The following is a 26,841-nucleotide window of genomic DNA, read 5'->3' on the forward strand; positions in this document are numbered from 1 at the left end:
GTTCCTCCGGGGTCATAGACTGGTGCGCTGCCCCTTGCCCATCCCGCCCGAGAGGCCCGATCCCACCCATGAAGCTCGTCTTCGCCGGTACCCCCGAGGTCGCCGTTCCCGCTCTGGACGCCCTGATCGCCTCCGGGCGGCACGAGGTGGCCGCCGTCGTCACACGGCCGGACGCGCCGGCCGGGCGTGGGCGCAGGCTGGTCGCGTCGCCCGTGGCCCAGCGGGCCGAGGAGGCCGGGATCGAGGTGCTGAAGCCCGGGAAGCCGCGCGACCCGGAGTTCCTGGAGCGGCTGCGGGAGATCGCGCCCGACTGCTGCCCCGTCGTCGCCTACGGCGCCCTGCTGCCCAGGGTGGCCCTGGACATCCCCGCCCACGGCTGGGTCAACCTGCATTTCTCGCTGCTGCCCGCCTGGCGCGGGGCCGCGCCCGTGCAGCACTCCATCATGGCGGGGGACGAGATCACGGGGGCCTCCACCTTCCTCATCGAGGAGGGGCTCGACTCCGGGCCCGTCTACGGCACCGTCACCGAGGTGGTCCGGCCCGCCGACACCAGCGGTGACCTGCTGACCCGGCTCGCGTTCGCGGGCTCCGGGCTGCTCGCCGCGACCATGGACGGGATCGAGGACGGCAGCCTGAAGGCCGTACCGCAGCCGAGCGAGGGCATCACCGTCGCGCCGAAGATCACCGTCGAGGACGCCCAGGTCGACTGGGCCACCCCGGCGCTGCGGGTCGACCGGGTCGTCCGCGGCTGCACCCCCGCTCCCGGTGCCTGGACCGTCTTCCGCGGCGAGCGGCTGAAGCTCATCCATGTCACGCCCCTGCCGGAGCGGACCGACCTCGCCCCGGGCGCCCTGGACGTCGGCAAGAACAACGTCTACGTCGGCACCGGCTCGTACGCCGTCGAGCTGCTGTGGGTACAGGCCCAGGGCAAGAAGCCGATGCGGGCGGCGGACTGGGCGCGGGGTGTGCGGATCGGGGACGGGGAGACCCTCGGGGAGTAGTGGCGAGGAGCACGGGAGGAGTCCGGGGACCACGGGGCCGGAGTCCGGCAGGAGCCCCGGGGAGGAGTCCGGGGAGGAGCGTCAGGACGGGTGGGACGTACGCTTGGGGCGTATCCCATCTGACATCCGGAGCACCTTTTTCGTGAGCGACACCTCCCGTCGGCCCAGCAAGCCCGGCAAGCCCTATCGACGGCCCCAGAAGGACCCCGTCCGCATCCTCGCCTTCGAGGCGCTGCGAGCCGTGGACGAGCGGGACGCGTATGCCAATCTCGTTCTGCCGCCGCTGCTGCGCAAGGCGCGGGAGAAGGGCGACTTCGACGGGCGGGACGCCGCCCTCGCCACCGAGCTGGTGTACGGGACGCTGCGGCGGCAGGGGACGTACGACGCCGTCATCGCCGCCTGCGTCGACCGGCCGTTGCGGGAAGTCGATCCGCCGGTGCTGGATGTGCTGAGCCTCGGCGCGCATCAGCTTCTCGGGACACGGATCCCGACCCACGCCGCCGTCTCCGCCTCCGTCGAGCTCGCCCGGGTCGTGCTCGGTGACGGGCGGGCCAAGTTCGTCAACGCCGTGCTCCGGAAGGTCGCGCAGCACGATCTCGACGCGTGGCTGGAGCAGATCGCGCCGCCGTACGACGAGGATCCCGAGGACCATCTCGCCGTCGTGCACTCGCATCCGCGCTGGGTCGTCTCCGCGCTGTGGGACTCGCTGGGCGGCGGGCGCGCCGGTATCGAGGACCTGCTGGAGGCCGACAACGAGCGGCCCGAGGTGACCCTGGTCGCCCGGCCCGGGCGTGGCACCACGGACGAGCTGCTGCGGGAGGAGGCCGCCGTGCCGGGGCGCTGGTCGCCGTACGCCGTGCGCCTTACCGAGGGCGGCGAGCCCGGCGCCATCGAGGCCGTGAAGGACGGCCGGGCGGGTGTGCAGGACGAGGGCAGTCAGCTGGTCGCGCTCGCGCTCGCCAACGCGCCGGTCGAGGGGACGGACGAGAAGTGGCTCGACGGGTGTGCCGGGCCCGGCGGCAAGGCCGCGCTGCTCGCCGCCCTCGCCGCGGAGCGCGGTGCGATGCTGCTCGCCTCCGAGAAGCAGCCGCACCGGGCCGGGCTCGTGGCGAAGGCCCTGGCCGGCAATCCCGGGCCCTACCAGGTCATCGCCGGCGACGGGACCCGGCCGCCGTGGCGGCCCGGCTCCTTCGACCGGGTGCTGATGGACGTGCCGTGCACGGGGCTGGGCGCCCTGCGGCGGCGGCCCGAGGCACGCTGGCGGCGCCGGCCGGAGGACCTGGACGGCTTCGCGCCGCTCCAGCGGGGTCTGCTGCGTACGGCCCTGGAGTCGGTGCGGGTCGGCGGTGTCGTCGGCTACGCCACCTGCTCGCCGCACCTCGCCGAGACCCGGGCCGTGGTCGCCGACGTGCTCAAGCAGTTCCCGGAGACCGAGCTGATCGACGCCCGGCCCCTGCTGCCCGGCGTACCGGCGCTGGGCGACGGTCCCGACGTACAGCTGTGGCCGCATGTGCACGGGACCGACGCGATGTACCTGGCGCTGCTGCGGCGCACCGGCTGATCCTCAGGTGAGGACGGTGCCCAGTGCCGCACCGGTCTGGCGCTTGCCCAGGTAGGACTCCGCGCGATGAGGCTCGGAGCCGTTGTCGAGGGTCCAGTCCGATGCGAGGGCGCCGTAGGGATCGGCGAAGAGCTTCGCCAGGTCGGGCACCGCGGCGACCAGGTCGTCGCGGTCGGCGAGGTTCGTCCACCGGCTGACGCGCGGCGGGATGGTCTTGGCCTCGGGAAGCCTGTCGTACACCACGGTCCGCAGACCGAGGGGGGAGCCCAGGGTCAGCAGCAGGGGCAGTTCGTGCCGCACGCTGTGTGCGGCCTGGAAGGCGGCCACCGACCCCAGGGAGTGGCCGATGACCGCCACCGTCTCGGGGCCGATGTGCGTGGCGATGCGCCGCTGGACCTCCGTACGGAGGGCCTCCTCGGTGAGGTAGCGGCTGACCTGGGCGAGAGCCCGCTTGACGAACGTCTGGGCGAAGGCCATGCCCGTGGGCGCGAACCAGCGCAGTCGTGCGAGCCCGTTCAGTGCCGGCCGGCCCGCCGCGCGCAGTCCCTGACGTCCGGAGGCTTCGGGGTCCAGGGCGTTGAGCTGCCGATAGGCCTCGTCGCGGTCCGCTTTGGACGAGGCGCGTTCCTCGGCCCGCCGAAGCCACTCCACCGCCAGGTCCATGGCCAGCTCCTGCTGCTCGGGGCGCAGGTCCTCGAACGTCTGGCCGTCTCCCATCCGCCCCTTGGACAGGAACAGATCCCCGTAGAACGCCATCCGGCAGTCCTCGACGCCGGGACGATGATCCCGCCACAGGCGATCGGCGAGTTCGGGGTGCTCCGCGACGCGTAGACCGCCCGCCAACGCAGGTATCCACCTGGACTCCAGGGCGTCCGCGGATTCCTGCTCCTGACCGATTCCGTGCACGAGCACGATCCGGCTCATGTCGCCCCCCAAGTGCTGACAGCGCCCGCAGCTTAGCGGCTCGTCGGCACGCGCACGGTCTGTGGCGTGCTTGGCCACGGCCGTGCACCCGGCCGGTCTGCGGATCCATTTGACACGGCGCCAGATGTGTCGATGCTGTGGCCATGAGCAACGGGGGACAGCGCTTCTCACTGGTGGTCGCATCGCAGTGCACGGCCCTGGGCGAGCGACGCACGCTGCAAGAGCTGAGCGAGGCGGCGACGGACCTCGACGCGGTGCTGCGGGACCCGTTGCGCGGTGGCTGCGGTCCGGCCCTCACCGACGGTCGGACGCTCCTGCTGAACCACGGCCGGACGGCGACCTACGAAGCCGTGGCCGAGGCTGCGGCGTCCGCCGGAAAGGCCGGGGGCCTGTTGCTGCTGGCGTGGCTCGGCCACGGCATCGCGCTCAACGGTGACTTCTACGCCCTCCCGGAGGGATGCACACCGGTTCCCGGGCATCCGGAGGGCCCGTATGCGCTGGTGCAGCACCTCAGAGAGCTGCTGGCCGGTCACCCGGACCTGGAACTGGTCCTCCTGCTGGACGCGTGCATGTCCGGCGCCGGGGTCACCGAGGCCGCAGTGGGGTGGGCGGGGGTGAACGCCGACCTCAGGCGGCGGGTCCAGATACTGTCGGCGGCGAACCTGGAGGAACCGGCCTACGACTGCAGCTTCAGCCGGAGCACCGGGGCGCTGCTCCGGCATGGCCACATCGCCCGCGGCGAGCGGCTGGTGGCCGAAGATCTCAAGTGGGCCGCCGAGCGCTTCGAGCGTCGGCAGCAGCCTGCACTCCTGTCCCTGAACGGCGTCAAGTCGGACTCCGCGCTCTGGGTGGCGCGCAACGCCGCCCTGATCGCCCGGGCCGGTTCCCTCCTCGCGATGTGCCGCGCCGACCTTCCCGCACTGCGCGGAGCTCTCCGTCACTTCCGCCCCACCAGTGCCCTCGCCGACGTCGTGGACGCCTCCGGTGAGCACCGATGTGTCGTGGTGACCGGGCCCGCCGGACACGGCAAGACCACCTTGCTGGCCGCTCTCACCCGTCCGGAAGTGGCGCCCGGCCGCGTGCCGGAGGGATTCGTCCACGCGCTGCGCCTGCTCAGGCGACAGGAGACGAGCGACCGGGTGGCTCGCGATCTCGCCGCCCAACTGGCCGTCACCGTACCGGAATTCAGCATGGCCGCCACTCGGTACGAGGCCTCCGTCCCGCCCGCGGACTGGGAAGGCATGACGCTGGCCCAACGGCTCCTTCTCGGCCCCCTGCTGGCGTTGCCGCGCCGGGTGGTGCGCATCGTCCTGGACGGCTTCGATCAGCTCGCTGACAACGCCGCCGCCGAGATCGGTGATCTGGTGGAGGAACTGAGGGCGCTGCCCGACGAGGGGGCGGACGTTCGCGTGATCCTCTCGACGCGCCCCGGCTCCACCCCCGGAGCGCCGGACGTCACCGTCGAGCTCGATGCCGTACCGGACGCCGAGCTGCGCGCGACGCTCCAAGCGCAGGAGGTGCCCGGTCACCTGGTGGACGCGGTCGTCGCGGCAGCCGAGGGCAGCTGGCTGGTCGCCTCCCTCCTCGCCGACCAGATCCAGGAGAACCCGGACATGGACGCGGGCGAGATCCCGCAGGGCCTGGGGTCGGTCTACGACCATGTTCTGGACCGGGCTCTGGACGGCGGCGGCACCTGGGATACGCCCGGCGCGCCGGTCCGTGCGCTTTTCACCGTGCTGGCCGCGGCGGGACCCGGCGCTGTCGTGCCCGAGGAACTCCTCTTCGCCGCCTGTGCCGAGCTCGGAGCCGTCGGTACCCCGGAGTACGTGCGCGACGGTATGCCGACGCCGCTGCGCCGCTATGTGGTCCAGGCGCCCGCCGGGGACGGCGCCACCGTGACCAGGCTCTTCGGGTTGTTCCACCAGTCGCTCGTCGACCACCTCACCGGCGGTGCCGAGGCGGTCTACTCGGTGGACCTCGCCGAGGGGCACAGGGTTCTCGCCGCCGCGCTCGGCCGTCTGACTCCGGCCGAGGACTACACCCCGGCCATGGCGAACGAGCCCCTGCAGGACTACGCCCGGCGGGCCGAGCCCGAACACCTGTGGCAGTCCGGGGCGCACCTGGAGGCGCTGGAGCGTCTTGCCGCACGTCCTTCGCCCGTGCCCGCGGACAACGTGCGGCAGTGGCGGCACTGGCAGGGCGTCGTCCAGGAGGCGTACGGATCGGAGCACATCCTGGCTTCCATCGCCCACCACAACGTGGCTGCTCACACCGGTTTGGCCGGTGACCTCCAGCAAGCCGTGGAACTGTATGCCTCCCGGCACTCCAAGGAGGACGACAGTGCCCTGGGCCTGATGACCCGCGCCAACCTGGCCGCCGCGACAGGAGCCGCCGGGGACGCCGAGCGAGCTCTCGAGCAGTGTGTCGCTCTGCTGCCGGAGGCCGAGCGTGCCCTGGGCCCTGAGCACCCTTTCACTCTCACGGTCCGCAGCAACATCGGCCTGTGGAGCGGTCAGGCAGGGAACGCGAGACGCGCCCTCGAGGTGAGCGTTGCCCTGCTGGCCGACCGTGTCCGCGTCCTCGGACGGGACCACCCCAGCACCCTCACCACGCGCCACAACATCGCTCTCTGGACCGCGGAATCCGGCGACGAACGCTCCGCGCTCGCGCTCTTCACCGAGCTGTTGCCCGACCGCGTACGTGTCCTCGGGCGCGACCACCCGGACACGCTGGCCGTTCGCAACAACATCGCCCTGCTGACCCGGGAGGGCGATCTCGAGAAGGCGCACGAGCTGTTCTCCGCACTGCTGGAGGACCGCGTCCGGGTCCTCGGCCCGGAGCATCCGGACACCCTGATCGCCCGCAGCAACCTCTCCCACTGCATCGCCTACCTGGGTGACGTGAAGGGTGCGCTGGAGCTCTGCAGGGAGTTGCTGACCGTCCGCCGACGGGTTCTCGGGCCCGACCACCCCGAAACGTTGAAGAACCGCTTCGACGAGGCGGCCATGACGGGTGAGGTGGACGGGGCGGAACAGGAACTGGTCCTCCTCACGAGCCTGTTGCCGGACATGGAGCGCGTCCTGGGCCGGGATCACCCGCAAACACTGACCACCCGAGCGTCCATCGCGCAGGCGACCGGGAAGCTCGGCAGGGCGAGGCGTGCCGTGGAACTGTGGGCCGCCGTCAGCAAGGACAATGGCCGTGTCCTGGGTCCGGATCACCCCCACACCCTCCACAGCCGCATCTGCCTCGCTCTGGAGTCGGAGCCCGGACCTGCGCTGCGGCAGCTCACCGCACTTCAGCCGGATCTCGAACGCGTCCTGGGCTCCGACCACCGCAACACACTCAGCGTCCGCGTCGCCATAGCCGGCCTCACGGCCAGGCGCGACAGGGGCAAGGGCCTCAAGCTCTTCTCCGACGTGCTCACGGACCAGATCCGAGTCCTGGGCCTGACCCATGAGGACACGCTGTATACGGGCCAGTGCGTCAAGGCGTTGAAGGAGAGGAAACCGAGGCGGTGAGGCGCGGACGGCCGCGCGACGGACCGGTCGACCGGCAAGGGCCGTACGACAAACGCGGGCGGCGGGCGGTCGGTCGGCGCCGGCGAAGTACGGGACCGTCGGGATCGCCGGCCGGAAGATCCAGTCGCCGGAGATCACCTGCCGTGCAGGGGAAAAGGGGCATCGTCGCCGGGAGGGTGACCGTGGCGCCGATGGCTGCGACCGGGCCCCGGCCCTTCGTCGTCCACGGCACCGGCCTCAGCCCCACCCACCTGGCGCCCCGCCCTCGGACCAGGTGCGCGATGCCTCGTTTCCACGGCACGCGAGGTCCTGGCGGAACATCCGATGAACGTCCCAGGTCTGTACCGGCGCGAACAACCGGTGCCCGGGCATGGCAGGCTTGGGTCATGGCCGCACAGATCAACCCCAGCATCCTCTCCGCCGACTTCGCCCGCCTCGCGGACGAGGCGAAGGCGGTCGAAGGAGCCGACTGGCTCCACGTCGACGTCATGGACAACCATTTCGTCCCGAACCTCACGCTCGGCGTGCCGGTCGTGGAGTCGCTGGCCCGGGCGACGGACACTCCGCTGGACTGTCATCTGATGATCGAGGCCCCCGATCGGTGGGCGCCCCAGTACGTGGAAGCGGGTGCCTCCTCCGTCACCTTCCACGTCGAGGCGGCCGCCGCGCCGGTGCGACTCGCCCGCGAGATCCGCGCCAAGGGCGCCCGCGCCTCCATGGCGCTCAAGCCCGCGACGCCCATCGAGCCGTACGAGGACCTGCTGCCCGAGCTCGACATGCTGCTGATCATGACGGTGGAGCCGGGCTTCGGTGGCCAGGCGTTCCTGGACATCATGCTTCCGAAGATCCGCCGCACCCGCGAGTTGATCAGCAAGCACGGACTTGAGCTCTGGCTCCAGGTCGACGGCGGCGTGTCGGCCTCGACGATCGAGCGATGCGCCGACGCCGGCGCGGACGTCTTCGTCGCCGGCTCGGCGGTGTACGGGGCATCCGACCCGGCCGAGGCGGTACGTGCACTACGCACCCAGGCGGAGACGGCCACCGCCAAGGCGTCATGGGCGTGCAGCCACTGAACGACGGGAACGTGAACGGCGGCCGGCAGGGCTGATCAAGTGCGCCGCATCTGCAAGGATGAACGGCGAATCCAGAGTGTGAACAGCAGTGAGGAGATCGCCGTGTCGGGTATGTCGGCGGGCCGGTCAGCAGTGCGGATGGGACCCGCTGAGCTGGTGCAGGCGGCGGCCATGGCCCGCCGCTTCTACCTCGAGGGCAAGTCCAAGATCCAGATCGCGGAGGAGTTCGGCGTCAGCCGCTTCAAGGTGGCCCGGGTCCTGGAAACGGCCCTCGAACGGGATCTCGTACGCATCGAGATCCGCGTGCCGGCCGAACTGGACGCCGAGCGCTCCGACGCGCTCCGTGCCCGGTACGGCCTCAGGCACGCCGTCGTGGTCGAGTCCCCGGCGGAAGCCGAGGAGACGCCCGACCCCGAGAACCTGGGAGAAGTGGCTGCCGACCTGCTCGGCGAGCTCGTCAACGAAGGGGACGTGCTGGGGCTGGCCTGGGGCCGGTCCACGATCCACATGGCGGCGGCCCTCGACCGGCTGCCGCCCTGCACCGTGGTGCAGCTGACGGGTGTGTACGACGCCGGGACCGCCGAGCGCGGCTCGGTGGAGGCGGTACGGCGCGCCGCGCAGGTGTCGGGCGGCGACGCCCACCCGATCTACGCGCCGATGCTGCTGCCGGACGCGGCCACCGCGGCCGCGCTGCGCAACCAGACCGGGATCGCCCGGGCCTTCGAGTACTTCGACAAGGTCACGGTCGCCTGCGTCTCCATCGGCTCCTGGGAGCCTGGCATCTCGACGGTGCACGACATGCTCAGCGACGAGGAGCGGGCGCACTACGCCTCGCTCGGTGTCGCCGCCGAGATGTCCGCGCACCTCTTCGACGCCGAGGGCCGCCGGGTCGGCCGGGACCTGGGCGAGCGGTGCATCACCGTCAAGGCGGACCAGCTCCGCCGTATCCCCGAGGTCGTCGCGATCGCGGGCGGGCAGCGCAAGGCGGCCGCGATCGACGCGGTGCTGCGGTCCGGCCTCGTCACCAGCCTGGTGACGGACACGTCCGCGGCGGACTACCTGATGGCGGCGGGGACGACGCCGAGGCCCGCCCTCAACCGGGCGGACCCCGATGGCCCCTGACAGGCCCCGACAACAGGTCATGAGGGGACGGCCGTGACAGCATCGTCGGCATGCTGCTGCGGTTCGTCCCCCGCGTGCTTGCGGGGGTACTGGTCTGTCTCGCCGTCCTGCTGACCGGCTGCTCGCCGACGGAGACCCGGGCGAGTGCCGCCACCCCTTCGTGGGTCGGCTCCATGGCCACCGTCCAGGAGTCGCGGCTCCCGGCCGAGGCCAGGCAGACCCTCGCCCTCATCGACAAGGGCGGCCCCTTCCCGTACGCCAGGGACGGCGTGGTCTTCGGGAACTTCGAGCACCTGCTGCCCCAGCACAAGCGGGGCTACTACCACGAGTACACCGTCAGGACGCCGGGCTCGACCGACCGCGGGGCCCGGCGCATTGTCACCGGGCAGGGCGGCGAGTTCTACTACACCGATGATCACTACAACTCGTTCCGGGCGGTACTGAGATGACCGATGACCTGACGAGTCGCCTCGTCGTCCCGCTGGACCTCGACGGGGTCACGGACAAGGCGGGCCTGATGGACCGCGTCGCCCGCGCCCTGCGACTGCCCGCGTGGTTCGGCCGCAACTGGGACGCGCTCGCCGACAGCCTCTGCGACCACTCCGTCTGGCCCGAGGACGCCGTGGAGAAGGGGCTGCTGGTCGTCGTACGGGGCTGGGAGGCGTACGCCGAGGCGCGGCCCGAGGAGTGGGAGACCGCGCGGGAGGTGTTCGCGCAGGCGGCGGAGCGCACTCCGGCGCTCGCCGTGGCGCTGGGCCTTGGAGGTTCCTCTCAAGGGTCCTCCGACCAGCCTGGATGATCTGCGGGGTACGACATCCCGGTCGCCATGGGAGACTGAAGTACGTGCTCTTTCCCCCTGGCTGACCTGTCCGGGGGCCACCTCTGATCGACTGGGATGTGCAGCACGTGCGTTTCCTCAACGACATCCAGCCCTCGTACGACCTGACGTACGACGACGTCTTCATGGTGCCGAGCCGCAGCGCCGTCGGCTCGCGACAGGATGTGGACCTCAGCTCCCCGGACGGCTCGGGCACCACGATCCCGCTGGTCGTCGCCAACATGACCGCCATCGCCGGCCGTCGCATGGCCGAGACGGTGGCCCGGCGCGGCGGACTCGTGGTCATTCCGCAGGACATCCCGATCGACGTCGTCACCGAGGTCGTCTCCTGGGTGAAGAGCCGCCACCTGGTCCTGGACACCCCGATCGTGCTGGCCCCGCACCAGACCGTCGCCGACGCGCTCGCCCTGCTGCCCAAGCGGGCGCACAACGCGGGCGTCGTCGTGGACGAGGAGGGCTGCCCGCTCGGCGTCGTCACCGACGCGGACCTCACCGGTGTGGACCGCTTCACGCAGCTCTGCGAGGTCATGTCCAAGGACCTGCTGCTGCTCGACGCGGACATCGACCCCCGCGAGGCCTTCAACCGCCTCGACGCGGCCAACCGGCGCTACGCCCCCGCCGTCGACAAGGACGGCAAGCTCGCCGGCATCCTCACCCGCAAGGGCGCCCTGCGCGCCACCCTCTACACGCCCGCCACCGACGCGCAGGGCCGGCTGCGCATAGCCGCCGCCGTCGGCATCAACGGCGACTTCGCGGCCAAGGCCAAGCAGCTGCTGGACGCGGGTGTCGACACGCTCGTCATCGATACCGCGCACGGCCACCAGGAGTCGATGATCAGCGCGATCAGGACGGTCCGCGCGCTCGACCCGCAGGTTCCCATCGCCGCCGGCAACGTCGTCGCCGCCGAGGGCGTGCGCGACCTCATCGAGGCCGGCGCGGACATCATCAAGGTCGGTGTCGGCCCCGGCGCCATGTGCACCACCCGGATGATGACCGGAGTCGGCCGGCCGCAGTTCTCCGCCGTCCTCGAGTGCGCTGCTGAGGCGAAGAAGTACGGCAAGCACGTGTGGGCCGACGGCGGTGTCCGCCACCCGCGCGACGTGGCGATGGCGCTCGCGGCCGGTGCGTCCAACGTGATGGTCGGCTCGTGGTTCGCGGGCACGTACGAGTCCCCGGGCGACCTCCAGCAGGACGCGAGCGGCCGCTTCTACAAGGAGTCGTTCGGCATGGCGTCCGCGCGTGCCGTGCGCAACCGCACGTCGGACGACTCGGCGTACGACCGCGCCCGCAAGGCCCTGTTCGAGGAGGGCATCTCCACCTCCCACATGTTCCTCGACCCGGCCCGCCCGGGCGTCGAGGACCTGATCGACTCGATCATCGCCGGCGTCCGCTCCTCCTGCACCTACGCCGGTGCGGGCTCCCTGGAGGAGTTCGCCGAGAAGTCCGTCGTCGGCATCCAGAGCGCCGCGGGCTACGCGGAGGGCAAGCCGCTGCACGCCAGCTGGAGCTGAGGCAACTCCCCTCTTGCCGCGGCCCCCGTTCTCCCGTCGGCGGGAGAACGGGGGCCGTCGGCGTTCCTGCTCCCGTTCGAGGGCGTTGACCAGGCCCGTTTGCAACGGTCGACAGTCTCCGCTGCAACGGGTCGACTGCCTCCGTGCAACGAACGGACGCCCGGCCGGGATCAACGCAACGTTCTTGCGGAGACGCGCAAGGTTGCTGCATTACGTCCGTGATGCCCTGGCTCGTAGGGTCGAGCGCTGTACGTGGCGTGGCGGGGACCCCGCTCGGTGGGTTCCTGCTCGCGCAGGGTGCCGCCGGTCCCCGTCGCCCTCACCGCAGCGACGAAGGAGTCAGCGCGTGCTCGACCAAGGCGCACCCCCGCACGACCGCACCCGGACAGTCCCCGCATCCCCGGGCCTCGGTGCGCGCCTCATGCGTCGTAAGCCCGTGGAACGCCTGGTCGCCGCGGGCGGCCAGGGTGACGGAGGGGCCCTCCGCCGGTCCCTCGGGCTGTGGCAGCTCACCATGATCAGTATCGGTGCCACCCTGGGTACCGGCATCTTCGTCGTCCTGGGCGAGGCCGTCCCCAAGGCCGGTCCGGCGGTCACCCTGTCCTTCGTGATCGCCGGCCTCACGGCGCTCTTCTCGGCCCTCTCCTACGCCGAGCTGGCCGGCACCATCCCGGTCGCCGGCTCCTCGTACTCGTACGCGTACGCAACGATGGGCGAACTGATCGCCTGGATCTGCGGCTGGTGTCTGGTCCTCGAATACGGCGTGTCGGTCGCCGCCGTGGCCGTCGGCTGGGGCGAGTACCTCAACGAACTGCTCGACGGCACGATCGGCGTCACCATCCCGGACGCCCTGTCCGCCCCGCCCGGCGACGGCGGCATCTTCAACCTGCCGGCGCTGATCGTCGTCCTGCTCGCCATGGCCTTCCTGCTCGGTGGCGCCCGCGAGTCCGCCCGCGCCAACACGATCATGGTCGCCGTGAAGATCGCCGCGCTGGTGCTGTTCTGCGCCATCGGCATCCAGGGCTTCCGCTCCGGCAACTACGAGCACTTCATGCCGCTGGGGATGGCGGGGGTCAGCGCGGCGGGAGCGACGCTCTTCTTCTCCTACATCGGCTTCGACGCCGCCTCCACGGCCGGTGAGGAGGCCAAGAACGCCCAGCGCGACCTGCCGCGGGCCATCATGCTCTCGCTCGTCATCGTGACGGCGCTGTACGTCCTCGTCGCCGCCGTGGCGGTCGGTGCGAAGCCCTGGCAGCGGTTCAACGACTCGGAGGCCGCGCTCGCCCAGATCATGCGGGACGTGACCGGCCAGAGCTTCTGGGGCACCCTGCTCGCGGCGTGCGCCGTCATCGCCATCGCGAGTGTCGTCCTGACCGTGCTCTACGGACAGACCCGCATCCTCTTCGCCATGTCCCGGGACGGCCTCGCGCCCAAGGTGTTCGGCCGGGTCCACCCGAAGACCGGCACGCCCCGCGCCAACACGGTGATCGTGTCCCTGTTCTGCGGCGTCCTCGCCGCGGCCATCCCGCTGGGTCAGCTGGCCGACGCGACCAGCATCGGCACACTCTTCGCCTTCGCTCTGGTCAACGTCGCCGTCGTGATACTCCGCCGGACCCGCCCGGACATGCCCCGCACCTTCCGGGTGCCGCTGTCGCCCCTCATGCCGGCCCTGGGCTTCGGCTTCTGCGTCTGGATGATGGGCAGCCTCTCGGCCGTCACCTGGGTGGTCTTCGGAGTCTGGATGGCGGTCGGGCTCGTGTTCTACTTCGTGTACGGCCATCGCCGCTCCCGACTCGCGACCCCAGAGAAGTGATCCACCCGCAGTGCTGAACGATCTCGACGAACGCATCGTGCACGCCCTCGCCGAGGACGCCCGCCGCTCCTACGCGGACATCGGCCAGCTGGTCGGCCTGTCCGCGCCCGCGGTGAAGCGGCGCGTGGACAGGCTGCGCGCCACCGGCGCCATCACCGGCTTCACCGTACGGGTGGACCCGGCGGCGCTCGGCTGGGAGACCGAGGGGTTCGTCGAGATCTACTGCCGGCGCAACACCTCGCCGGAGACCATCCAGCGGGGCCTGGAGCGCTACCAGGAGGTCGTGGCCGCGTCCACCGTGACGGGGGACGCGGACGCCGTCGTCCAGGTCTTCGCCTCCGACATGCGCCACTTCGAGCGCGTGCTGGAGCGGATCGCGGGGGAGCCGTTCGTGGAGCGGACGAAGTCCGTGCTCGTGCTGTCGCCGCTACTGCGGCGGTTCTCGTCGGGGTCGCCGACCTGACGGGTCCTGTGCCGAGCGGCGGCGGACCGCCGACAGCAGGCGCCGCATGCCGACCACATGCCCGCCCGTGCCGATGACGAGCCACCGGTACAGGCCGCCCAGCGGGCCCGGGAAGGACGCCCGGCTCTCGGCGCGCAGCCGGGTGCGCCCGGGCCCGGCCGCTTCGAGGCGGAAGACCAGGGCGTACGTCGAGAAGCGGTGGCGCCCGACGAGGACCAGCTCCCGTCCGGGTTCGGCCGAGACCACCCGGAAACCGGGGTAGACCGACCTCGCGGTCACCGGCCGGGGCCCGGCCGCCGTGCGGTCGGCGCAACCGACCAGGCGGGCGTAGCCCACCGCGCCGCGGCCCGCGAACGCGCCGTCCAGGGACTCGCCGAGCGCGCACCAGACGGCGCCGGGCTCCGCCGCGACGACGGTCGCGTGCTCGTCCAGGTACGGCAGCCCGTCGATCACCATGCGGCTCCCCTCAGCCATGACGTACTCGCCGTAGGCGGGCACAGGTCGGTGTCATCGTAGAGGCGCTGGGTGACGGGCGGGCAGACACGTCGACGTGTGGACCGCCCGCCGCGACCGACGCCGTACGGCCCCGACTTCGCCGTGCCCGCGCGTGACGTGACCTAGAGTTACCTCGGGCAACCATTGCGGTCAGGGTGGGACATCCCGTAAGTTGAGCGCCGCCCGCTACCCGCGGGTAACACCGAGGGGTAACCACCGTCGCCCGGCCGCCCGACCGTCCTGCCGCTCTGGGGAGTCCATGCGCTGGCCCTTCGGCCGTCCCACCACCGTACGCGCGCGCATCGTGGCCCTCGCGCTCGCTCCGGTGCTCGCCCTGATGACCCTGTGGACTTTCGCCATGGTGTCGGTCACCGGCGAACTGCGCGCCCTGATCCGGCTCCAGGGGGTGTACGAGGACTTCGGCACGCCGGTCGACACGGCGGTCGGGCAGATTCAGATCGAGCGTCGGCTGTCAGCCGCGTATCTGGGCGCGGACCACCGTACGGCGGCCGCCCTGGACCTGATGGCGCAGCAACGGCGCACCGACCGCGCCGTCGACGCGATGCGCGAAGCGATCAGGAACGGGGACCGTGACCGGCTCTCCGACCGGCAGCGGCAGGTCCTGGACGCCATGGCTGCCTCTGTCGGCGGGCTGGACCGGCTGCGGGAGCGTGTGCTGTCCCGGGACATCTCCTGGGACCGGGCGGTGACCGCGTACAGCGCCCTCGTGGAACCCGGCTTCGACGTCGAGTCCACGCTCACCGCGCTCCAGGCGGGGCAGCTGGCGCGAGAGGCCCAGGTCGTCATCGAGCTCGTACGGGTACGGGAGTTCGTCTCGCGCGAGGACGCGCTGGTCGCCGGGGCGCGGGCCGCGGGCACGCTCACCGACACCCAGTACGACACGCTGACGGCGACGATCGAGGACCGCCGGGTCTTCGAGCGGACGTACGTGCCCGACCTGCCGTCCGACTCGCGGACGCTGTTCGAGGAGTTCCAGCGCGGGGACCTGCACCGGCAGCTGACACAGAGCGAGGACGCCCTGCTGCGGGCCGGGGCCGGTGGGGCGGGCAAGGCCGTCGCGGCCGACTCCTGGCGCACCACCACCGACCGGGCCGTCAAGCGTTACATGCAGTTGTGCACGCGGTCGGCGGAGAACTCGGCCGCGCGCGGGCGGAAGTTCGCCTACCGCGAGCTGGCCAAGGCCGCCGTCGTGGCCGTGCTGGGGCTCGCCGCCGTCGCCCTGTCGCTGTGGTTCGCGGTGCGTGGCGCGCGCCGTGTCTCGCGCCGACTGGAGACGCTGCGGGACGCGGCCGACCTGCTGACCACCCGCCAACTTCCCTCCGTCATGGAGCGGTTGAGCGCGGGCGAGGACGTGGACGCGGTCGCCGAGGCGCCGCCGCTGGCGGACGGGGAGGTGGGCGCCGACGAGATCGGAGACGTCGGCCGGTCCTTCAACACCGCGCGGCTCGCGGCCGTCGAGGCGGCCGTGCAGCAGGCCACCCTGCGGCGTGGACTGTTCGCGGTGCTGCTCAACATCGCCCGCCGCAACCAGGCGCTGGTGCACCGCCAGTTGAAACTCGTCGACACGCTGGAACGGCGGACGGAGGATCCGGACGTCCTCCAGGAGCTGTTCCGCATCGACCACCTCACCACCCGGATGCGGCGCCACGCGGAGAGCCTGATCATCCTCTCCGGCGCGGCGCCCGGCCGCAGATGGAGGCGTCCGGTGCCGGTCGCAGACGTGGTCTCGTCCGCGGTGAGTGAGATCGAGGACTACGCGCGCGTGGTCGTCCCGCCGATGGAACTCATCGGCGTCGCCTCGGACGCCGTACCGGATGTGGTCCACCTGATCGCCGAACTCCTCGAGAACGCGACGGTCTTCTCGCCGCCCCACACTCAGGTGACCCTGCGCACCGGGCGGGCCCGCGGCGGCTTCGTCCTCGAGATCGACGACCGCGGCCTCGGCCTCGCCCCGGACCAGCTCGAGGAGGCCCACCGCACCCTCACCCGCCCCGACGACTTCGACCCGACCCGCCACGACCGCCTCGGCCTGTACGTGGTGAGCCGCCTCGCCGCCCGCCAGGGCATCGAGGTCACGCTGTGCCGGTCGCCGTACGGAGGGACCACGGCAGTGGTGTTGCTGCCGGGGGCGGTGTTGGCGGAGGGTGTGCCCACTCCGGGCGAGCCCACTTCGGCGGGGGCTGCCCTTGCGGAGCCCGTTCGTGGTGAGCTTGCTCCCATGGCGCCCGGGTGTGGTGAGCCCACCGTGAGTGAGGCCGCTTCGACGGAGGCCGCTCCCGCGGAGGCTGCGCATGCGGCTGCGCGTGCGGAGTCGGCAGGGGGTGAGCCCCCATCCACGGGGATTGTCCCCGCGGAGCCGGCCCGCACCGAGCCCGGCAGCCCCGAGCCCGCCCCCGCGCAAGCCGCGTCCCCCGCCTCCGCCCTGCCCACGCGCGTCCGTCAGGCGGCCCTCGCCGCCGAGTTGCGCAGCGAAGCCCCGGCGGCCGCCGGCGGGCCCCCGGAGCGTGAAGTGAGCGCCGAGGACATGCGGGCCATCTTCGGTGCCTTCCAGCGCGGCCTGGACCGGGGGCGCAGGGGCGTCGAGCTCGGGCCCGAGCACCCCCACACCCGCAGTGAGCGAACCGGCACCGAGGAAGGGAGGGACGCCGACGATGCGCCCTGACAAGATCTCCGAACAGCCCGGCACGGACCTCGGCTGGCTCCTCGACGACCTCGTCGCCAGGACCGACCACGTCCGTCAGGCCGTACTGCTCACCGCGGACGGGCTCCCGCTCTGCTGCTCGGAGGGGATCCGAAGACGGGACATCGAGCACCTGGCCGCCGTCTGTTCCGGATTCCACAGCCTGGCCCGCTCGGCGGGGGAGCGGTTCGACGCGGGGAAGGTGCGGCAGACCATGGTCATGCTAGACGACGCCTACCTCTTCATCACCCCGGCGGGCAACGGCAGCCGCCTCGCCGTGCTCAGCGAGGCGGAGACCGATGTCGGCCAGCTCGCCCACGAGATGGAACTGCTCGTCCGCCGCGTCGGCCGGCATCTGGACGCCGCCGTGCGCGAGGCCGCCGCCCCCGCCGGTCCGACCGGCGCCTGATCCGCCGGTGGCCGACGACCACTGGTACGAGGACGAGACGGGGCCCATGGTTCGCCCGTACGCGGTGACGCGCGGTCGGACCCGGCCCTCCGGCGGACCCGCCATCGATCTGATGTCGCAGGTCACGGCCCTGTGGCCGGACGACGGCGGGCCCGTCCTCGACCACGCCCGGACCTCCCTGCTCGACCTGGTGCGCCGGGGACCACGCCCGGTCGTCGAGCTCGCCGCCGACGCCGACCTGCCCCTGACCGTCCTACGCGTGCTGCTCGGCGACCTGGCCGAGGCCGGTCTGGTGCGCGTGGACGAGGCGCGGCCGGTTCTACCGGTCCCGGCCACCGACCCTGAGCTGCTGCGGGAGATCGTGGAGCGCCTTCGCGAGCTGTAGCGGAGGCATGACCGGCGGCACGACCCGAGGAACGATCTTGGGCACGACCGGCGGCACGATCGGGGGCACGACCGGGCGCGCGCAACGAATCGCCGCCCGCCCCACATTCGACGCAACGATCCACTCACCGGCGCGCAACGGCTCCTCCTTGTCCGGCCCGTCGGCCGCCCGTACGGTCTACGTGGCCCCCCCCAACGCCCTCCGTACCGGTGAGGAACACGCATGCGCACCGCCCTGCTCCAGAGCTCCGGCCGCCCCGGCTCCGTCGTCGAGAACCTCAAGGTCCTCGACGAGGCTGCGGGCCGGGCCGCCGCCGCGGGCGCCGCGCTGCTGGCCGCGCCGGAGATGTTCCTGACCGGGTACGCCATCGGCGACGACATCGCCCGCCTCGCGGAGCCCGCCGACGGCGACTCCGCGGACGCGGTCGCCGAGACCGCCGCGCGGCACGGCCTCGCGATCGTCTACGGATACCCCGAGCGGGCCGGCGAGGCCGTCTTCAACTCCGCCCAGCTGATCTCCGCCGAGGGCACCCGCCTCGCCAACTACCGCAAGACCCACCTCTTCGGCTGCTTCGAGCGCGACCACTTCACACCGGGCGGGTCGCCGGTCGTCCAGGCCGAGCTGAACGGCCTCCGCGTCGGGATCATGATCTGCTACGACGTCGAGTTCCCGGAGAACGTCCGCGCCCACGCCCTGGCCGGCACGGACCTCCTGGTGGTGCCGACGGCGCAGATGCACCCGTTCCACTTCGTCGCCGAGTCCGTCGTGCCGGTGCGTGCCTTCGAGAACCAGATGTACGTCGCCTACGTCAACCGGGTCGGCCAGGAAGGGGAGTTCGAGTTCGTCGGGCTCTCGACCCTCGCCGGCCCCGACGGAGTCGCCCGCACCCGCGCCGGCCGCGCCGACGAGCTCCTCCTAGCCGACGTCGACCCCGTCTTCCTCGCCGCCTCCCGCGAGGCGAACCCGTATCTGAAGGACCGCCGCCCCGGCCTCTACGGCTCCCTCGTCTGAACCCCTCCCTGCCCTCCCCCAGTCTTTTCGCCAGTCTTTTCGCGCAAGGAGTCCGTACCCCATGACGTCCACCGTGCCCAACGCCGTCGAGCACGCAGACGAGCAGCAACCGCCGATCACCATGTTCGGCCCGGACTTCCCGTACGCGTACGACGACTTCCTGGCCCACCCGGCGGGCCTCGGCCAGATACCGGCGACCGAGCACGGCACCGAGGTCGCGGTCATCGGCGGCGGCCTGTCCGGCATCGTGGCGGCGTACGAGCTGATGAAGATGGGCCTCAAGCCGGTCGTGTACGAGGCCGACCAGATCGGCGGCCGGCTGCGCACCGTCGGTTTCGACGGCTGCGACCCCTCCCTCACCGCCGAGATGGGTGCGATGCGCTTCCCGCCGTCGTCCACGGCGCTCCAGCACTACATCGACCTGGTGGGACTGGAGACCCAGCCCTTCCCCAACCCCCTGGCCGAGGCGACGCCTTCGACGGTCGTCGACCTCAAGGGCGAGTCGCACTACGCGACCAGCGTCGACGACCTGCCGCAGGTCTACCGCGACGTGATGAACGCCTGGAACGCCTGCCTCGAAGAAGGTGCCGACTTCTCCGACATGAACCAGGCGATGCGTGAGCGCGACGTACCGCGCATCCGTGAGATCTGGTCCGAGCTCGTCGAGAAGCTCGACAACCAGACCTTCTACGGCTTCCTCTGCGACTCCGAGTCCTTCAAGTCCTTCCGGCACCGCGAGATCTTCGGCCAGGTCGGCTTCGGGACGGGCGGCTGGGACACCGACTTCCCCAACTCCATCCTGGAGATCCTGCGGGTCGTCTACACCGAGGCCGACGACCACCACCGCGGCATCGTCGGCGGCTCCCAGCAGCTGCCGCTGCGGCTGTGGGAGCGCGAGCCGGAGAAGATCGTCCACTGGCCGTACGGGACCTCGCTGACGTCCCTGCACGTGAACGGCGAGCCGCGCCCGGCCGTGACCCGGCTGCACCGCACCGCCGGCAATCAGATCACCGTGACGGACGCGAACGGCGACATCCGCACCTACCAGGCGGCGATCTTCACCGCCCAGTCCTGGATGCTGCTGTCGAAGATCGCCTGCGACGACTCGCTCTTCCCGATCGACCACTGGACCGCGATCGAGCGGACTCATTACATGGAGTCCTCGAAGCTCTTCGTCCCCGTCGACCGGCCGTTCTGGCTCGACAAGGACGAGGAGACCGGCCGTGACGTCATGTCGATGACGCTCACCGACCGGATGACGCGCGGCACCTACCTCCTCGACGACGGCCCGGACAAGCCCGCCGTCATCTGCCTCTCCTACACCTGGTGCGACGACAGCCTGAAGTGGCTGCCGCTGTCCGCGAACGAGCGGATGGAAGTCATGCTGAAGTCGCTCGGCGAGATCTACCCGAAGGTCGACATCAGGAACCACATCATCGGCAACCCGGTGACGGTCTCCTGGGAGAACGAGCCCTACTTCATGGGCGCGTTCAAGGCGAACCTGCCCGGCCACTACCGCTACCAGCGGCGCCTGTTCACGCACTTCATGCAGGACCGGCTGCCCGCGGACAAGCGCGGCATCTTCCTCGCCGGCGACGACATCTCCTGGACGGCCGGCTGGGCCGAGGGCGCGATCCAGACCGCGTTGAACGCGGTCTGGGGCGTCATGCACCACTTCGGCGGAACGACCGACGCGACCAACCCGGGCCCGGGCGACGTCTACGACGAGATCGCCCCCGTCGAGCTCCCGGAGGACTAGAGCACGGCTCAGACCCCGGCCGCGCGCGCCTTCTCGTACACCTCGGCGGCGACCTCCTTGAGCTCCTGCGCGTCACGCGTGCCGGCCTGGAGGTCGACGAGGATCTCGTCGAGACCGACCTCGGCGTGCGCGGCCAGGTCCTCGACGATCTGGTCGACGCTGCCCTGGAAGGGTGCGCGGTCGGCACCGGCGTAACCCTGCGCCAGGTACTGGGCGTTGGTACGCAGCACCGTCTGGATCGGTTCCGTGCGCCCGCGCTCGGCGGCCAGTTCCTGGAGCCCGCGCCACTGCGCGGCGAGCGCCTCGGCCCCCATGCCCACCGGCAGCCAGCCGTCGGCGTGGTCGACCAGGCGGCGCTGGGCCTTGCCGGGGCCCGCCGCCAGCAGGATGGGGATCGGCCGGGCCGGCTTGGGTCCGACGACGGCCGGGGCGAGCTTCGTGACCTGTCCGTCGTACGACACCGGGTCCGGGCCCCAGACCGCGCGGCACACGCCGATCAACTCGTCCAGGGCCGCGCCGCGCTCCTCGAACGGGCGCACCGACGCGGCCGCGTACTCGTCGTGCGACCAGCCCGTGCCGAAGCCCGCGAGCACGCGGCCACCGCTCGCCGCGTCCAGCGTGGCGAGGGCCTTGGCGAGCTGGAACGGCACGTGCAGCGGCGCGACCAGCACGCTGCTGCCCAGCCGGGCCCGCTCGGTGGCCGCGGCGGCGAGTGTGAGGGTGACCAGCGGCTCGGCGACTCCGCGGTACGAGTCCGGCCAGGGGAGGCCCTCGATGCCGTACAGGCCTTGGGTGGCGGGGTCGGGGACGAGGAGTCGCTCGTACACCCAGAGGCTTTCGTAGCCGATCTCCTCGGCGGTGCGGGCCACGTCGGGCACGTCCCGGCCGAGGTTGTACCGCTTGTTCTGGGGAAGGCCGAGTCCGAGCCTTGTCGCCATGCCCACTGCTCCTTTGACAGGTGGTGCGGTCCTGTCGAACGTACAACGTTCACAGAGATGTTCAGGAGAGCAGCGGTGGGAACCGGCCACCGGCGTGGCGGATCAGTCCGGCAGCGGCGTGAGCAGCATGCGGCCCGCGAAACCGACCGCCGCGTCGAGGCGTTCGGTGAATTCCTCCGCCAGGTCCGGCAGTCGGCGCAGCGCCCACAATGCCCGGGCCGCCGACCAGGTGGCGTCCCGGGCGCGCTCCAGGCTCCAGGAGCCGAGCAGGTGCGTGAGCGGGTCGGCGATCTGGAGGAGGTCGGGGCCCGGCATCAGATCCTCGCGGATGCGCTCCTCCAGCGCGACGAGTAGATCGCCCACCCGGTCGAACTCGTCCTCCAGCTCGAGGGGTTCGCAGCCGAGCGTACGACAGGCGTCCACGACGGCGAGCGCGAGGTCGTGCCCGATGTGCGCGTTGATGCCCGCGAGCGCGAACTGCAGCGGTCGTACGCCGGGATGGCGGCGGAACTGGAACAGCGGCCGCCAGCAGGCCGGTGGGCGCCGCTCGTCTGCCACCGCGTCGACCGCCGCGAGATAGCGCTCCGCGAACCGCACGTCCAGCGTGATCGCCGCCCGCGCGTCCGTGAACTCCCCGGCGTCGATGTGCCGGTCGACCTCCTCGGTCACCGCGAGGTAGACGCGGTTGAAGACCGCGATCCCGTCCCACGCGGGCAGTTGCGCGGCCAGGGCGTGCATGCGGGAGACCACCGCGTCCACGGGAGTGGTGAACTGTTCCAACTGCGCCATGGGGGCAGGGTCCCAGTCCTAAGGTCTTCGGAGTGCCGACGGGCCCGACGCTTCCCCAGAACGGGGGAACGATCCCGTCGCACGGGAGAGGGGGAACAGCACTGTGGCAGGCTTACGTGCCCAGCGCCTGGCCGCACGCAGGGCCCGGCACAGGCGCGCCCTCGGGCGCGGCGCCATGGTCGCGGCCGCGTCCGTGGTGGTCGCCGTCGGCACCGCGACCGGGATGATGTCCGCGCTCGACGACGGCCGGGGCTCCGACGAGGCCCGGCCCGACGTGACCGGTTCGCCGCGCCTGGAGTCGCTGCCGGTCGTGCCCTCGGTCTCGCCCTCGGCGACGAAGGCGTCCCCTTCGCCCTCCCCGAAGGAGAAGGCGAGCCCCACCGCCTCAGCGGCCAGGAACGGGAGAAGCCAGGCGACAGCCGCCGTGTCCCCCCGCCTTTACCACTATTCCGACTCCCAGGTGGTCGACTGGGTTCGCGACCACCCGGAGGATCCCCGCGCCACCGTGATCGAGTCCCGCATCGCCGACCAGCCGGCGGCGGTGTGGTTCACCGACGCAGACTCGGCGACCATCGTGCCCCGGGTCCGCGCGGTCACGTCCTCGGCCGCCGCGCAGGGCCGGGTGCCGGCCGTCGTGGTGTACGCGATCCCGGACCGCGACTGCGGCGGGGCCTCCGAGGGCGGGGCGTCCGACCTCGACGCCTACGACCGCTGGATCGACGGCTTCGCGGCCGGGCTGGGCTCCGGCGAGGTCATGGTGATCCTGGAGCCCGACTCGATCGCGCAGGCCGACTGCCTGTCCGCCGCGGACCGCGCCGCCCGCTTCGCCTCGCTGGCCCGCGCGGGCCGCGTCCTGAAGGCCGCCAACCCGAAGGCGCGTGTGTACTACGACGCCGGGCACTCCGCCTGGAACCCGCCCGCGCAGCAGGCGGCCCTGCTGAAACAGGCGGGCGCCGCCTCGGCCGCGTCCTCCGACGGCATCTTCAGCAACGTGTCCAACTTCCACCGCACGGCCGACGAGATCACCTACGACCGGGAGGTCCTCGACGCCCTCGGCGGCCCCGCGGGTCTCGGCGCGGTGATAGACACCAGCCGCAACGGCAACGGCGCCCCGGCCGACGGGGAGTGGTGCGACCCGGACGGACGGAAGATCGGCCGGGCGCCCACACTGAACACCGGAGAGGCACGCATCGACGCCTACCTGTGGGTGAAGCTGCCGGGGGAGTCGGACGGCTGCAAGGGGGAGCCGGGGACGTTCACGGCGTCGTACGCCTACGACTTGGCGGGCGGGAACTCCTCGTCGTAGGCCGACACGCCCTCGTCGAGCAGGGGCCCCTGCTGCTTGAGGTGCGCGGGCGCGAAGGCGCGCAGCGCGTGGTAGCCGGTGATGACGACGAGCGTGCCGAGCGCGATGCCGCTCAGGGAGAAGTTGTCGGTGAACTTCATGGAGACGCCGCCGACGCCGATGATGATGCCCGCCGCGGCCGGCACCAGGTTCAACGGGTTGCGCAGGTCCACCTTGGCGTGCAGCCAGATCTGGGCGCCGAGCAGTCCGATCATGCCGTAGAGGATGACGGTGATGCCGCCGAGCACACCGCCCGGGATCGCGGCCACGACCGCGCCGAACTTGGGGCAGATGCCGAACAGGAGCGCGAAGCAGGCGGCGGCCCAGTAGGCGGCCGTCGAGTAGATGCGGGTTGCCGCCATCACGCCGATGTTCTCGGAGTACGTGGTGTTGGGCGGGCCACCGACCGCTGTCGACAGCATGGAGGCGACACCGTCCGCCGAGATCGCCGTGCCGAGCTTGTCGTCCAGCGAGTCCCCGGTCATCTCGCCGACCGCCTTGACGTGCCCGGCGTTCTCCGCGACCAGCGCGATGACGACGGGCAGCGCGACCAGGATCGCCGACCACTGGAAGGACGGGCCGTGGAAGGACGGCAGCCCGATCCAGTCGGCCTTGCCGACGCCGGAGAGGTCGAGCCGCCAGTGGTCGGTGACCTTGCCGCTCGCGTCCACCGAGTGGATCTTGCCGAAGATCCGGTCGAAGGCCCAGGAGATGGCGTACCCGAAGACCAGGCCCAGGAAGATCGCGATGCGTGACCAGAAACCACGCAGACAGACGACGGCCAGACCGGTGAAGAGCATGACCAGCAGGGCCGTCCACTGGTCCTGCGGCCAGTAGGTCGACGCGGTCACCGGGGCGAGGTTGAAGCCGATCAGCATCACGACCGCGCCGGTCACGATCGGCGGCATCGCCGCGTGGATGATCCGTGCCCCGAAGCGCTGCACGGCGAGACCCACCAGGAACAGCACGACGCCGACGACGAAGACCGCGCCGGTCACGGTGGCGCTCGTACCGCCCTGCGCGCGGATGACCGCGGCGACACCCACGAAGGAGAGCGAGCAGCCGAGATAGCTGGGTACCCGGCCGCGGGTCGCGAGCAGGAAGATCACGGTGGCGACCCCGGACATCATGATCGCGAGGTTCGGGTCCAGGCCCATCAGGACGGGGGCCACGAAGGAGGCCCCGAACATGGCCACCACGTGCTGGGCGCCGAGCCCGAACGTGCGGGGCCACGAGAGCCGTTCATCGGGCCGAACCACCGCTCCGGGCGCCGGGGTGCGTCCGTCGCCGTGCAGTTTCCAGCGGACGCCAAGATCCATGGTTCGGTTTCACTTTCGTCGTACGTGCGGATGTAGGCACCATTGTCGGGGACGCGGCTGAGCAGGGCCTTCCCGGGTCGGGGTCGACCAGCACCGTCCCGGCCGAGGCGCCTGAGCGTCCGCTTAGAATGGACGTAAGCATCTCATCAGTGTCAGGAGCACCACCCGTGACCGCCGAAGCCCCGATCGCCCCCGCCCTGTCGTACGGCCGGCTCATCCCCGTCGCCGTCCACTTCGACGACCTGGACGCGCTCGGACTTCTGCACAACGCCCGCTACCCCCTGCTGGTCGAGCGGGCCTGGACCGAGCTGTGGCAGGAGTACGGCATCCGCTTCGACGGCGACTGGGCGGCGGCCGGCGACGCCTGCAACGCGGTCAAGGAACTCCGCATCACCTACGAGGCCCCCGTCACCCGGACCGGCACCTATGCCGTCCACCTCTGGCTCGAGCGGCTCGGCAACACCGGGCTGACGTACGGCTTCCGGTTCTGCTCGGCCGACGGGGCGGTGACGTACGCGCAGGGCACCCGGGTGCTGGTCCGGCTCGACGCGGCGACGCTGCGGCCCGCGCCGTGGAGCGAGGTCTTCAGGGCCGCGGGTCGGGAACTGCTGCGGCCTGCGGGCTGACCTTCGGCCGGTCGCGGTCACCGGCGCGCAGCACGCCCGCGAACACCGCGAGCCCGCACGCCAGCATGGTCACCAGACAGAACGACACCATCAGGCTGGTCGCCTGCGCCACCCCGCCGATCAGGCTCGGTGCGATCAGGCCCGAGGTGTACGTGATCGTGGCGACGCCCGCGATGGCCTGGCTGGGGTTCGGGCCACTGCGGCCCGCCGCGGCGAAGCACAGGGGTACGACGACGGCGATGCCGAGGCCCATCAGCGCGAAGCCGCCCATCGCCACCGCCGGGTGACCCGCGACCACTACGAGCAGGCCGCCGAGCGCCGCGAGGACACCGCCCGCGCGGACCGTGCGCACCGCGCCGAAGCGGTTCACCGCAGCGTCCCCGACGATCCGGGCCACCGCCATGGTCAGCATGAAGCCGGTCGTCGAGGCCGCCGCGAGACCCGCCGACGCCTCAAGGCGGTCGCGCAGATACACCGCCGACCAGTCCAGGCTGGCCCCCTCCGCGAACACCGCACAGAAGCCGACCGCGCCGATCAGCAACGCCGACCGCGGCGGCAGGGCGAACCGTGGCGGCGGTTCCTCGTCCTCCGCCGGTTGCAGGTCGAGCACCCAACGGCAGGCGAGCACGCCGAGCAGAGTGAGAGCCACGGCCGCCAGGGCGAAGTGCAGACGCGCGTCCGATCCCAGGTGCGCGGCGAGCGTGCCGGCCGCCGAGCCGATCAGGGCCCCCGTGCTCCACATTCCGTGCAGACCGGACATGATCGACTTGTCGAGCAGGCGCTCGACCTCGACCCCCAGCGCGTTCATCGCGACATCCGCCATACCCGCGCTGGCGCCGTAGACGAACATCGCCAGGCACAGCGTGTACAGGTTCGGCGCCAGTGACGGCAGGATCAGGGACAGCGTCCACAGCGAGATCAGGCCGCGCAGGGCCGTGCGGCTGCCGAAGCGGTGACTGATCCAGCCGGCCAGCGGCATGGAGCAGGAGGCGCCGAACGCCGTGAAGGCCAGGGCGAACCCGAGTTGGCCGGTGCTGAGCGAGGCATGGTCCTGGATCCACGGCACCCGGGTCGCGAACGACCCCGTGACGGCGCCATGCACGGCGAACACGGCCGCCACGGCGTACCGGGCGCGCCGCACCTCCGACGCCTCGTAGACCACTTCGCTCATTGTCCCGCCCCTCCCGGACGTGTGTTCCCCGCAACGCTGCCGTAAACTATCAGGAACCCTGCCTGA

Annotated in this window: 23 protein-coding genes; 17 read left to right on the plus strand and 6 right to left on the minus strand. The window is 71.6% G+C overall.

Going from position 1 to position 26,841, the window contains the following annotated elements; all coding sequences use genetic code 11:
* Window positions 1–68 precede the first annotated feature (68 nt).
* Together fmt and ABT114_RS39710 are read left to right on the plus strand one after the other, a co-directional pair.
* Window positions 69–1,001: a methionyl-tRNA formyltransferase gene (gene fmt / locus ABT114_RS39705; RefSeq protein ID WP_351148968.1), complete on the plus strand. Its 933-nt coding sequence runs from the start codon at window positions 69–71 to the stop codon at window positions 999–1,001.
* Between the two features lie 142 nt (window positions 1,002–1,143).
* Window positions 1,144–2,562: an RsmB/NOP family class I SAM-dependent RNA methyltransferase gene (locus ABT114_RS39710; RefSeq protein ID WP_351148971.1), complete on the plus strand. Its 1,419-nt coding sequence runs from the start codon at window positions 1,144–1,146 to the stop codon at window positions 2,560–2,562.
* A gap of 3 nt (window positions 2,563–2,565) precedes the next feature.
* Here the strand turns inward: ABT114_RS39710 and ABT114_RS39715 are convergent, their stop codons facing one another.
* On the minus strand, window positions 2,566–3,486 hold the full coding sequence (locus ABT114_RS39715; protein ID WP_351148974.1) for a hypothetical protein: 921 nt from the start codon (window positions 3,484–3,486) through the stop codon (window positions 2,566–2,568).
* Between the two features lie 143 nt (window positions 3,487–3,629).
* Between ABT114_RS39715 and ABT114_RS39720 the strand changes: the two genes are divergently transcribed.
* The 8 genes from ABT114_RS39720 to ABT114_RS39755 all read left to right on the plus strand — a co-directional run bounded on the left by ABT114_RS39720 (window position 3,630) and on the right by ABT114_RS39755 (window position 13,827).
* Window positions 3,630–7,007: a tetratricopeptide repeat protein gene (locus ABT114_RS39720; protein WP_351148976.1), complete on the plus strand. Its 3,378-nt coding sequence runs from the start codon at window positions 3,630–3,632 to the stop codon at window positions 7,005–7,007.
* A 386-nt stretch (window positions 7,008–7,393) separates the two neighbouring features.
* Window positions 7,394–8,080 (plus strand): ribulose-phosphate 3-epimerase, encoded by a 687-nt coding sequence (rpe, locus tag ABT114_RS39725; protein ID WP_351148979.1) that lies wholly within the window; start codon window positions 7,394–7,396, stop codon window positions 8,078–8,080.
* 78 nt (window positions 8,081–8,158) lie between these two features.
* Window positions 8,159–9,202, plus strand: coding sequence for a sugar-binding transcriptional regulator (locus ABT114_RS39730; protein WP_351148982.1), 1,044 nt, complete (start codon window positions 8,159–8,161; stop codon window positions 9,200–9,202).
* Between the two features lie 50 nt (window positions 9,203–9,252).
* Window positions 9,253–9,651, plus strand: a complete 399-nt coding sequence (locus tag ABT114_RS39735) for a guanyl-specific ribonuclease (protein WP_351148984.1) — start codon at window positions 9,253–9,255, stop codon at window positions 9,649–9,651.
* Window positions 9,648–10,001 carry a barstar family protein gene (locus ABT114_RS39740; RefSeq protein WP_351148986.1) on the plus strand — a complete coding sequence of 118 codons (354 nt, stop codon included), beginning with the start codon at window positions 9,648–9,650 and terminating at the stop codon, window positions 9,999–10,001. The genes ABT114_RS39735 and ABT114_RS39740 overlap by 4 nt, the downstream gene beginning before the upstream one ends.
* A 107-nt stretch (window positions 10,002–10,108) precedes the next feature.
* Window positions 10,109–11,551 (plus strand): GuaB1 family IMP dehydrogenase-related protein, encoded by a 1,443-nt coding sequence (locus tag ABT114_RS39745; RefSeq protein WP_351149215.1) that lies wholly within the window; start codon window positions 10,109–10,111, stop codon window positions 11,549–11,551.
* A gap of 346 nt (window positions 11,552–11,897) precedes the next feature.
* On the plus strand, window positions 11,898–13,364 hold the full coding sequence (locus ABT114_RS39750) for an amino acid permease (RefSeq protein WP_351148989.1): 1,467 nt from the start codon (window positions 11,898–11,900) through the stop codon (window positions 13,362–13,364).
* A 10-nt stretch (window positions 13,365–13,374) separates the two neighbouring features.
* Window positions 13,375–13,827, plus strand: coding sequence for an Lrp/AsnC family transcriptional regulator (locus ABT114_RS39755; RefSeq protein WP_351148992.1), 453 nt, complete (start codon window positions 13,375–13,377; stop codon window positions 13,825–13,827).
* On the opposite strand, the gene ABT114_RS39760 is transcribed toward ABT114_RS39755, so the two are convergent.
* On the minus strand, window positions 13,792–14,301 hold the full coding sequence (locus ABT114_RS39760; protein WP_351148995.1) for an SRPBCC family protein: 510 nt from the start codon (window positions 14,299–14,301) through the stop codon (window positions 13,792–13,794). The two genes, ABT114_RS39755 and ABT114_RS39760, sit on opposite strands and share 36 nt — an antisense overlap.
* A gap of 280 nt (window positions 14,302–14,581) precedes the next feature.
* On the opposite strand from ABT114_RS39760, the gene ABT114_RS39765 reads away from it, so the two are divergent.
* The 5 genes from ABT114_RS39765 (at window position 14,582) to ABT114_RS39785 (ending at window position 20,587) form a co-directional block, all read left to right on the plus strand.
* Window positions 14,582–17,005: a sensor histidine kinase gene (locus tag ABT114_RS39765; RefSeq protein ID WP_351148998.1), complete on the plus strand. Its 2,424-nt coding sequence runs from the start codon at window positions 14,582–14,584 to the stop codon at window positions 17,003–17,005.
* Window positions 16,995–17,432, plus strand: a complete 438-nt coding sequence (locus ABT114_RS39770) for a roadblock/LC7 domain-containing protein (RefSeq protein ID WP_351149000.1) — start codon at window positions 16,995–16,997, stop codon at window positions 17,430–17,432. Before ABT114_RS39765 ends, ABT114_RS39770 begins: the two co-directional genes overlap by 11 nt.
* Window positions 17,433–17,439: 7 nt before the next feature.
* Window positions 17,440–17,817, plus strand: coding sequence for a DUF742 domain-containing protein (locus ABT114_RS39775; protein WP_351149002.1), 378 nt, complete (start codon window positions 17,440–17,442; stop codon window positions 17,815–17,817).
* A gap of 222 nt (window positions 17,818–18,039) precedes the next feature.
* Window positions 18,040–18,828 carry a carbon-nitrogen hydrolase family protein gene (locus tag ABT114_RS39780; protein ID WP_351149005.1) on the plus strand — a complete coding sequence of 263 codons (789 nt, stop codon included), beginning with the start codon at window positions 18,040–18,042 and terminating at the stop codon, window positions 18,826–18,828.
* A gap of 61 nt (window positions 18,829–18,889) precedes the next feature.
* A complete protein-coding gene (locus ABT114_RS39785; RefSeq protein ID WP_351149007.1) occupies window positions 18,890–20,587 on the plus strand; it encodes a flavin monoamine oxidase family protein in 1,698 nt (565 codons plus the stop codon).
* A gap of 8 nt (window positions 20,588–20,595) precedes the next feature.
* Here ABT114_RS39785 and ABT114_RS39790 read toward each other — a convergent pair whose 3' ends face one another.
* Entirely contained in the window at window positions 20,596–21,525 is a 930-nt protein-coding gene (locus ABT114_RS39790; protein WP_351149009.1) for an LLM class F420-dependent oxidoreductase, read from the minus strand.
* A 102-nt stretch (window positions 21,526–21,627) separates the two neighbouring features.
* Window positions 21,628–22,314 (minus strand): DUF5995 family protein, encoded by a 687-nt coding sequence (locus tag ABT114_RS39795; protein ID WP_351149012.1) that lies wholly within the window; start codon window positions 22,312–22,314, stop codon window positions 21,628–21,630.
* Window positions 22,315–22,489: 175 nt separating this feature from the next.
* On the opposite strand from ABT114_RS39795, the gene ABT114_RS39800 reads away from it, so the two are divergent.
* Entirely contained in the window at window positions 22,490–23,620 is a 1,131-nt protein-coding gene (locus ABT114_RS39800) for a glycoside hydrolase family 6 protein (RefSeq protein ID WP_351149217.1), read from the plus strand.
* On the opposite strand, the gene ABT114_RS39805 is transcribed toward ABT114_RS39800, so the two are convergent.
* Window positions 23,587–24,978 (minus strand): uracil-xanthine permease family protein, encoded by a 1,392-nt coding sequence (locus ABT114_RS39805; RefSeq protein WP_351149014.1) that lies wholly within the window; start codon window positions 24,976–24,978, stop codon window positions 23,587–23,589. The two genes, ABT114_RS39800 and ABT114_RS39805, sit on opposite strands and share 34 nt — an antisense overlap.
* Before the next feature lie 167 nt (window positions 24,979–25,145).
* Between ABT114_RS39805 and ABT114_RS39810 the strand changes: the two genes are divergently transcribed.
* Window positions 25,146–25,604 (plus strand): acyl-CoA thioesterase, encoded by a 459-nt coding sequence (locus ABT114_RS39810; RefSeq protein WP_351149017.1) that lies wholly within the window; start codon window positions 25,146–25,148, stop codon window positions 25,602–25,604.
* Here ABT114_RS39810 and ABT114_RS39815 read toward each other — a convergent pair.
* Window positions 25,564–26,775 (minus strand): MFS transporter, encoded by a 1,212-nt coding sequence (locus ABT114_RS39815; protein WP_351149019.1) that lies wholly within the window; start codon window positions 26,773–26,775, stop codon window positions 25,564–25,566. The two genes, ABT114_RS39810 and ABT114_RS39815, sit on opposite strands and share 41 nt — an antisense overlap.
* Window positions 26,776–26,841: the final 66 nt, after the last annotated feature.

This window comes from Streptomyces sp. NPDC002088, assembly GCF_040296605.1.
Lineage (GTDB): Bacteria > Actinomycetota > Actinomycetes > Streptomycetales > Streptomycetaceae > Streptomyces.

What these genes read in the sequence shown, in the direction of transcription:
- fmt (WP_351148968.1), top strand. Translation starts at nt 69, where the DNA reads ATGAAGCTCGTCTTCGCCGGTACCCCCGAGGTCGCCGTTCCCGCTCTG.
- ABT114_RS39715 (WP_351148974.1), bottom strand. Translation starts at nt 3,486, where the DNA reads ATGAGCCGGATCGTGCTCGTGCACGGAATCGGTCAGGAGCAGGAATCC.
- ABT114_RS39720 (WP_351148976.1), top strand. Translation starts at nt 3,630, where the DNA reads ATGAGCAACGGGGGACAGCGCTTCTCACTGGTGGTCGCATCGCAGTGC.
- rpe (WP_351148979.1), top strand. Translation starts at nt 7,394, where the DNA reads ATGGCCGCACAGATCAACCCCAGCATCCTCTCCGCCGACTTCGCCCGC.
- ABT114_RS39735 (WP_351148984.1), top strand. Translation starts at nt 9,253, where the DNA reads ATGCTGCTGCGGTTCGTCCCCCGCGTGCTTGCGGGGGTACTGGTCTGT.
- ABT114_RS39740 (WP_351148986.1), top strand. Translation starts at nt 9,648, where the DNA reads ATGACCGATGACCTGACGAGTCGCCTCGTCGTCCCGCTGGACCTCGAC.
- ABT114_RS39760 (WP_351148995.1), bottom strand. Translation starts at nt 14,301, where the DNA reads ATGGCTGAGGGGAGCCGCATGGTGATCGACGGGCTGCCGTACCTGGAC.
- ABT114_RS39765 (WP_351148998.1), top strand. Translation starts at nt 14,582, where the DNA reads ATGCGCTGGCCCTTCGGCCGTCCCACCACCGTACGCGCGCGCATCGTG.
- ABT114_RS39770 (WP_351149000.1), top strand. Translation starts at nt 16,995, where the DNA reads ATGCGCCCTGACAAGATCTCCGAACAGCCCGGCACGGACCTCGGCTGG.
- ABT114_RS39780 (WP_351149005.1), top strand. Translation starts at nt 18,040, where the DNA reads ATGCGCACCGCCCTGCTCCAGAGCTCCGGCCGCCCCGGCTCCGTCGTC.
- ABT114_RS39785 (WP_351149007.1), top strand. Translation starts at nt 18,890, where the DNA reads ATGACGTCCACCGTGCCCAACGCCGTCGAGCACGCAGACGAGCAGCAA.
- ABT114_RS39790 (WP_351149009.1), bottom strand. Translation starts at nt 21,525, where the DNA reads ATGGCGACAAGGCTCGGACTCGGCCTTCCCCAGAACAAGCGGTACAAC.
- ABT114_RS39795 (WP_351149012.1), bottom strand. Translation starts at nt 22,314, where the DNA reads ATGGCGCAGTTGGAACAGTTCACCACTCCCGTGGACGCGGTGGTCTCC.
- ABT114_RS39800 (WP_351149217.1), top strand. Translation starts at nt 22,490, where the DNA reads ATGGTCGCGGCCGCGTCCGTGGTGGTCGCCGTCGGCACCGCGACCGGG.
- ABT114_RS39805 (WP_351149014.1), bottom strand. Translation starts at nt 24,978, where the DNA reads ATGGATCTTGGCGTCCGCTGGAAACTGCACGGCGACGGACGCACCCCG.
- ABT114_RS39815 (WP_351149019.1), bottom strand. Translation starts at nt 26,775, where the DNA reads ATGAGCGAAGTGGTCTACGAGGCGTCGGAGGTGCGGCGCGCCCGGTAC.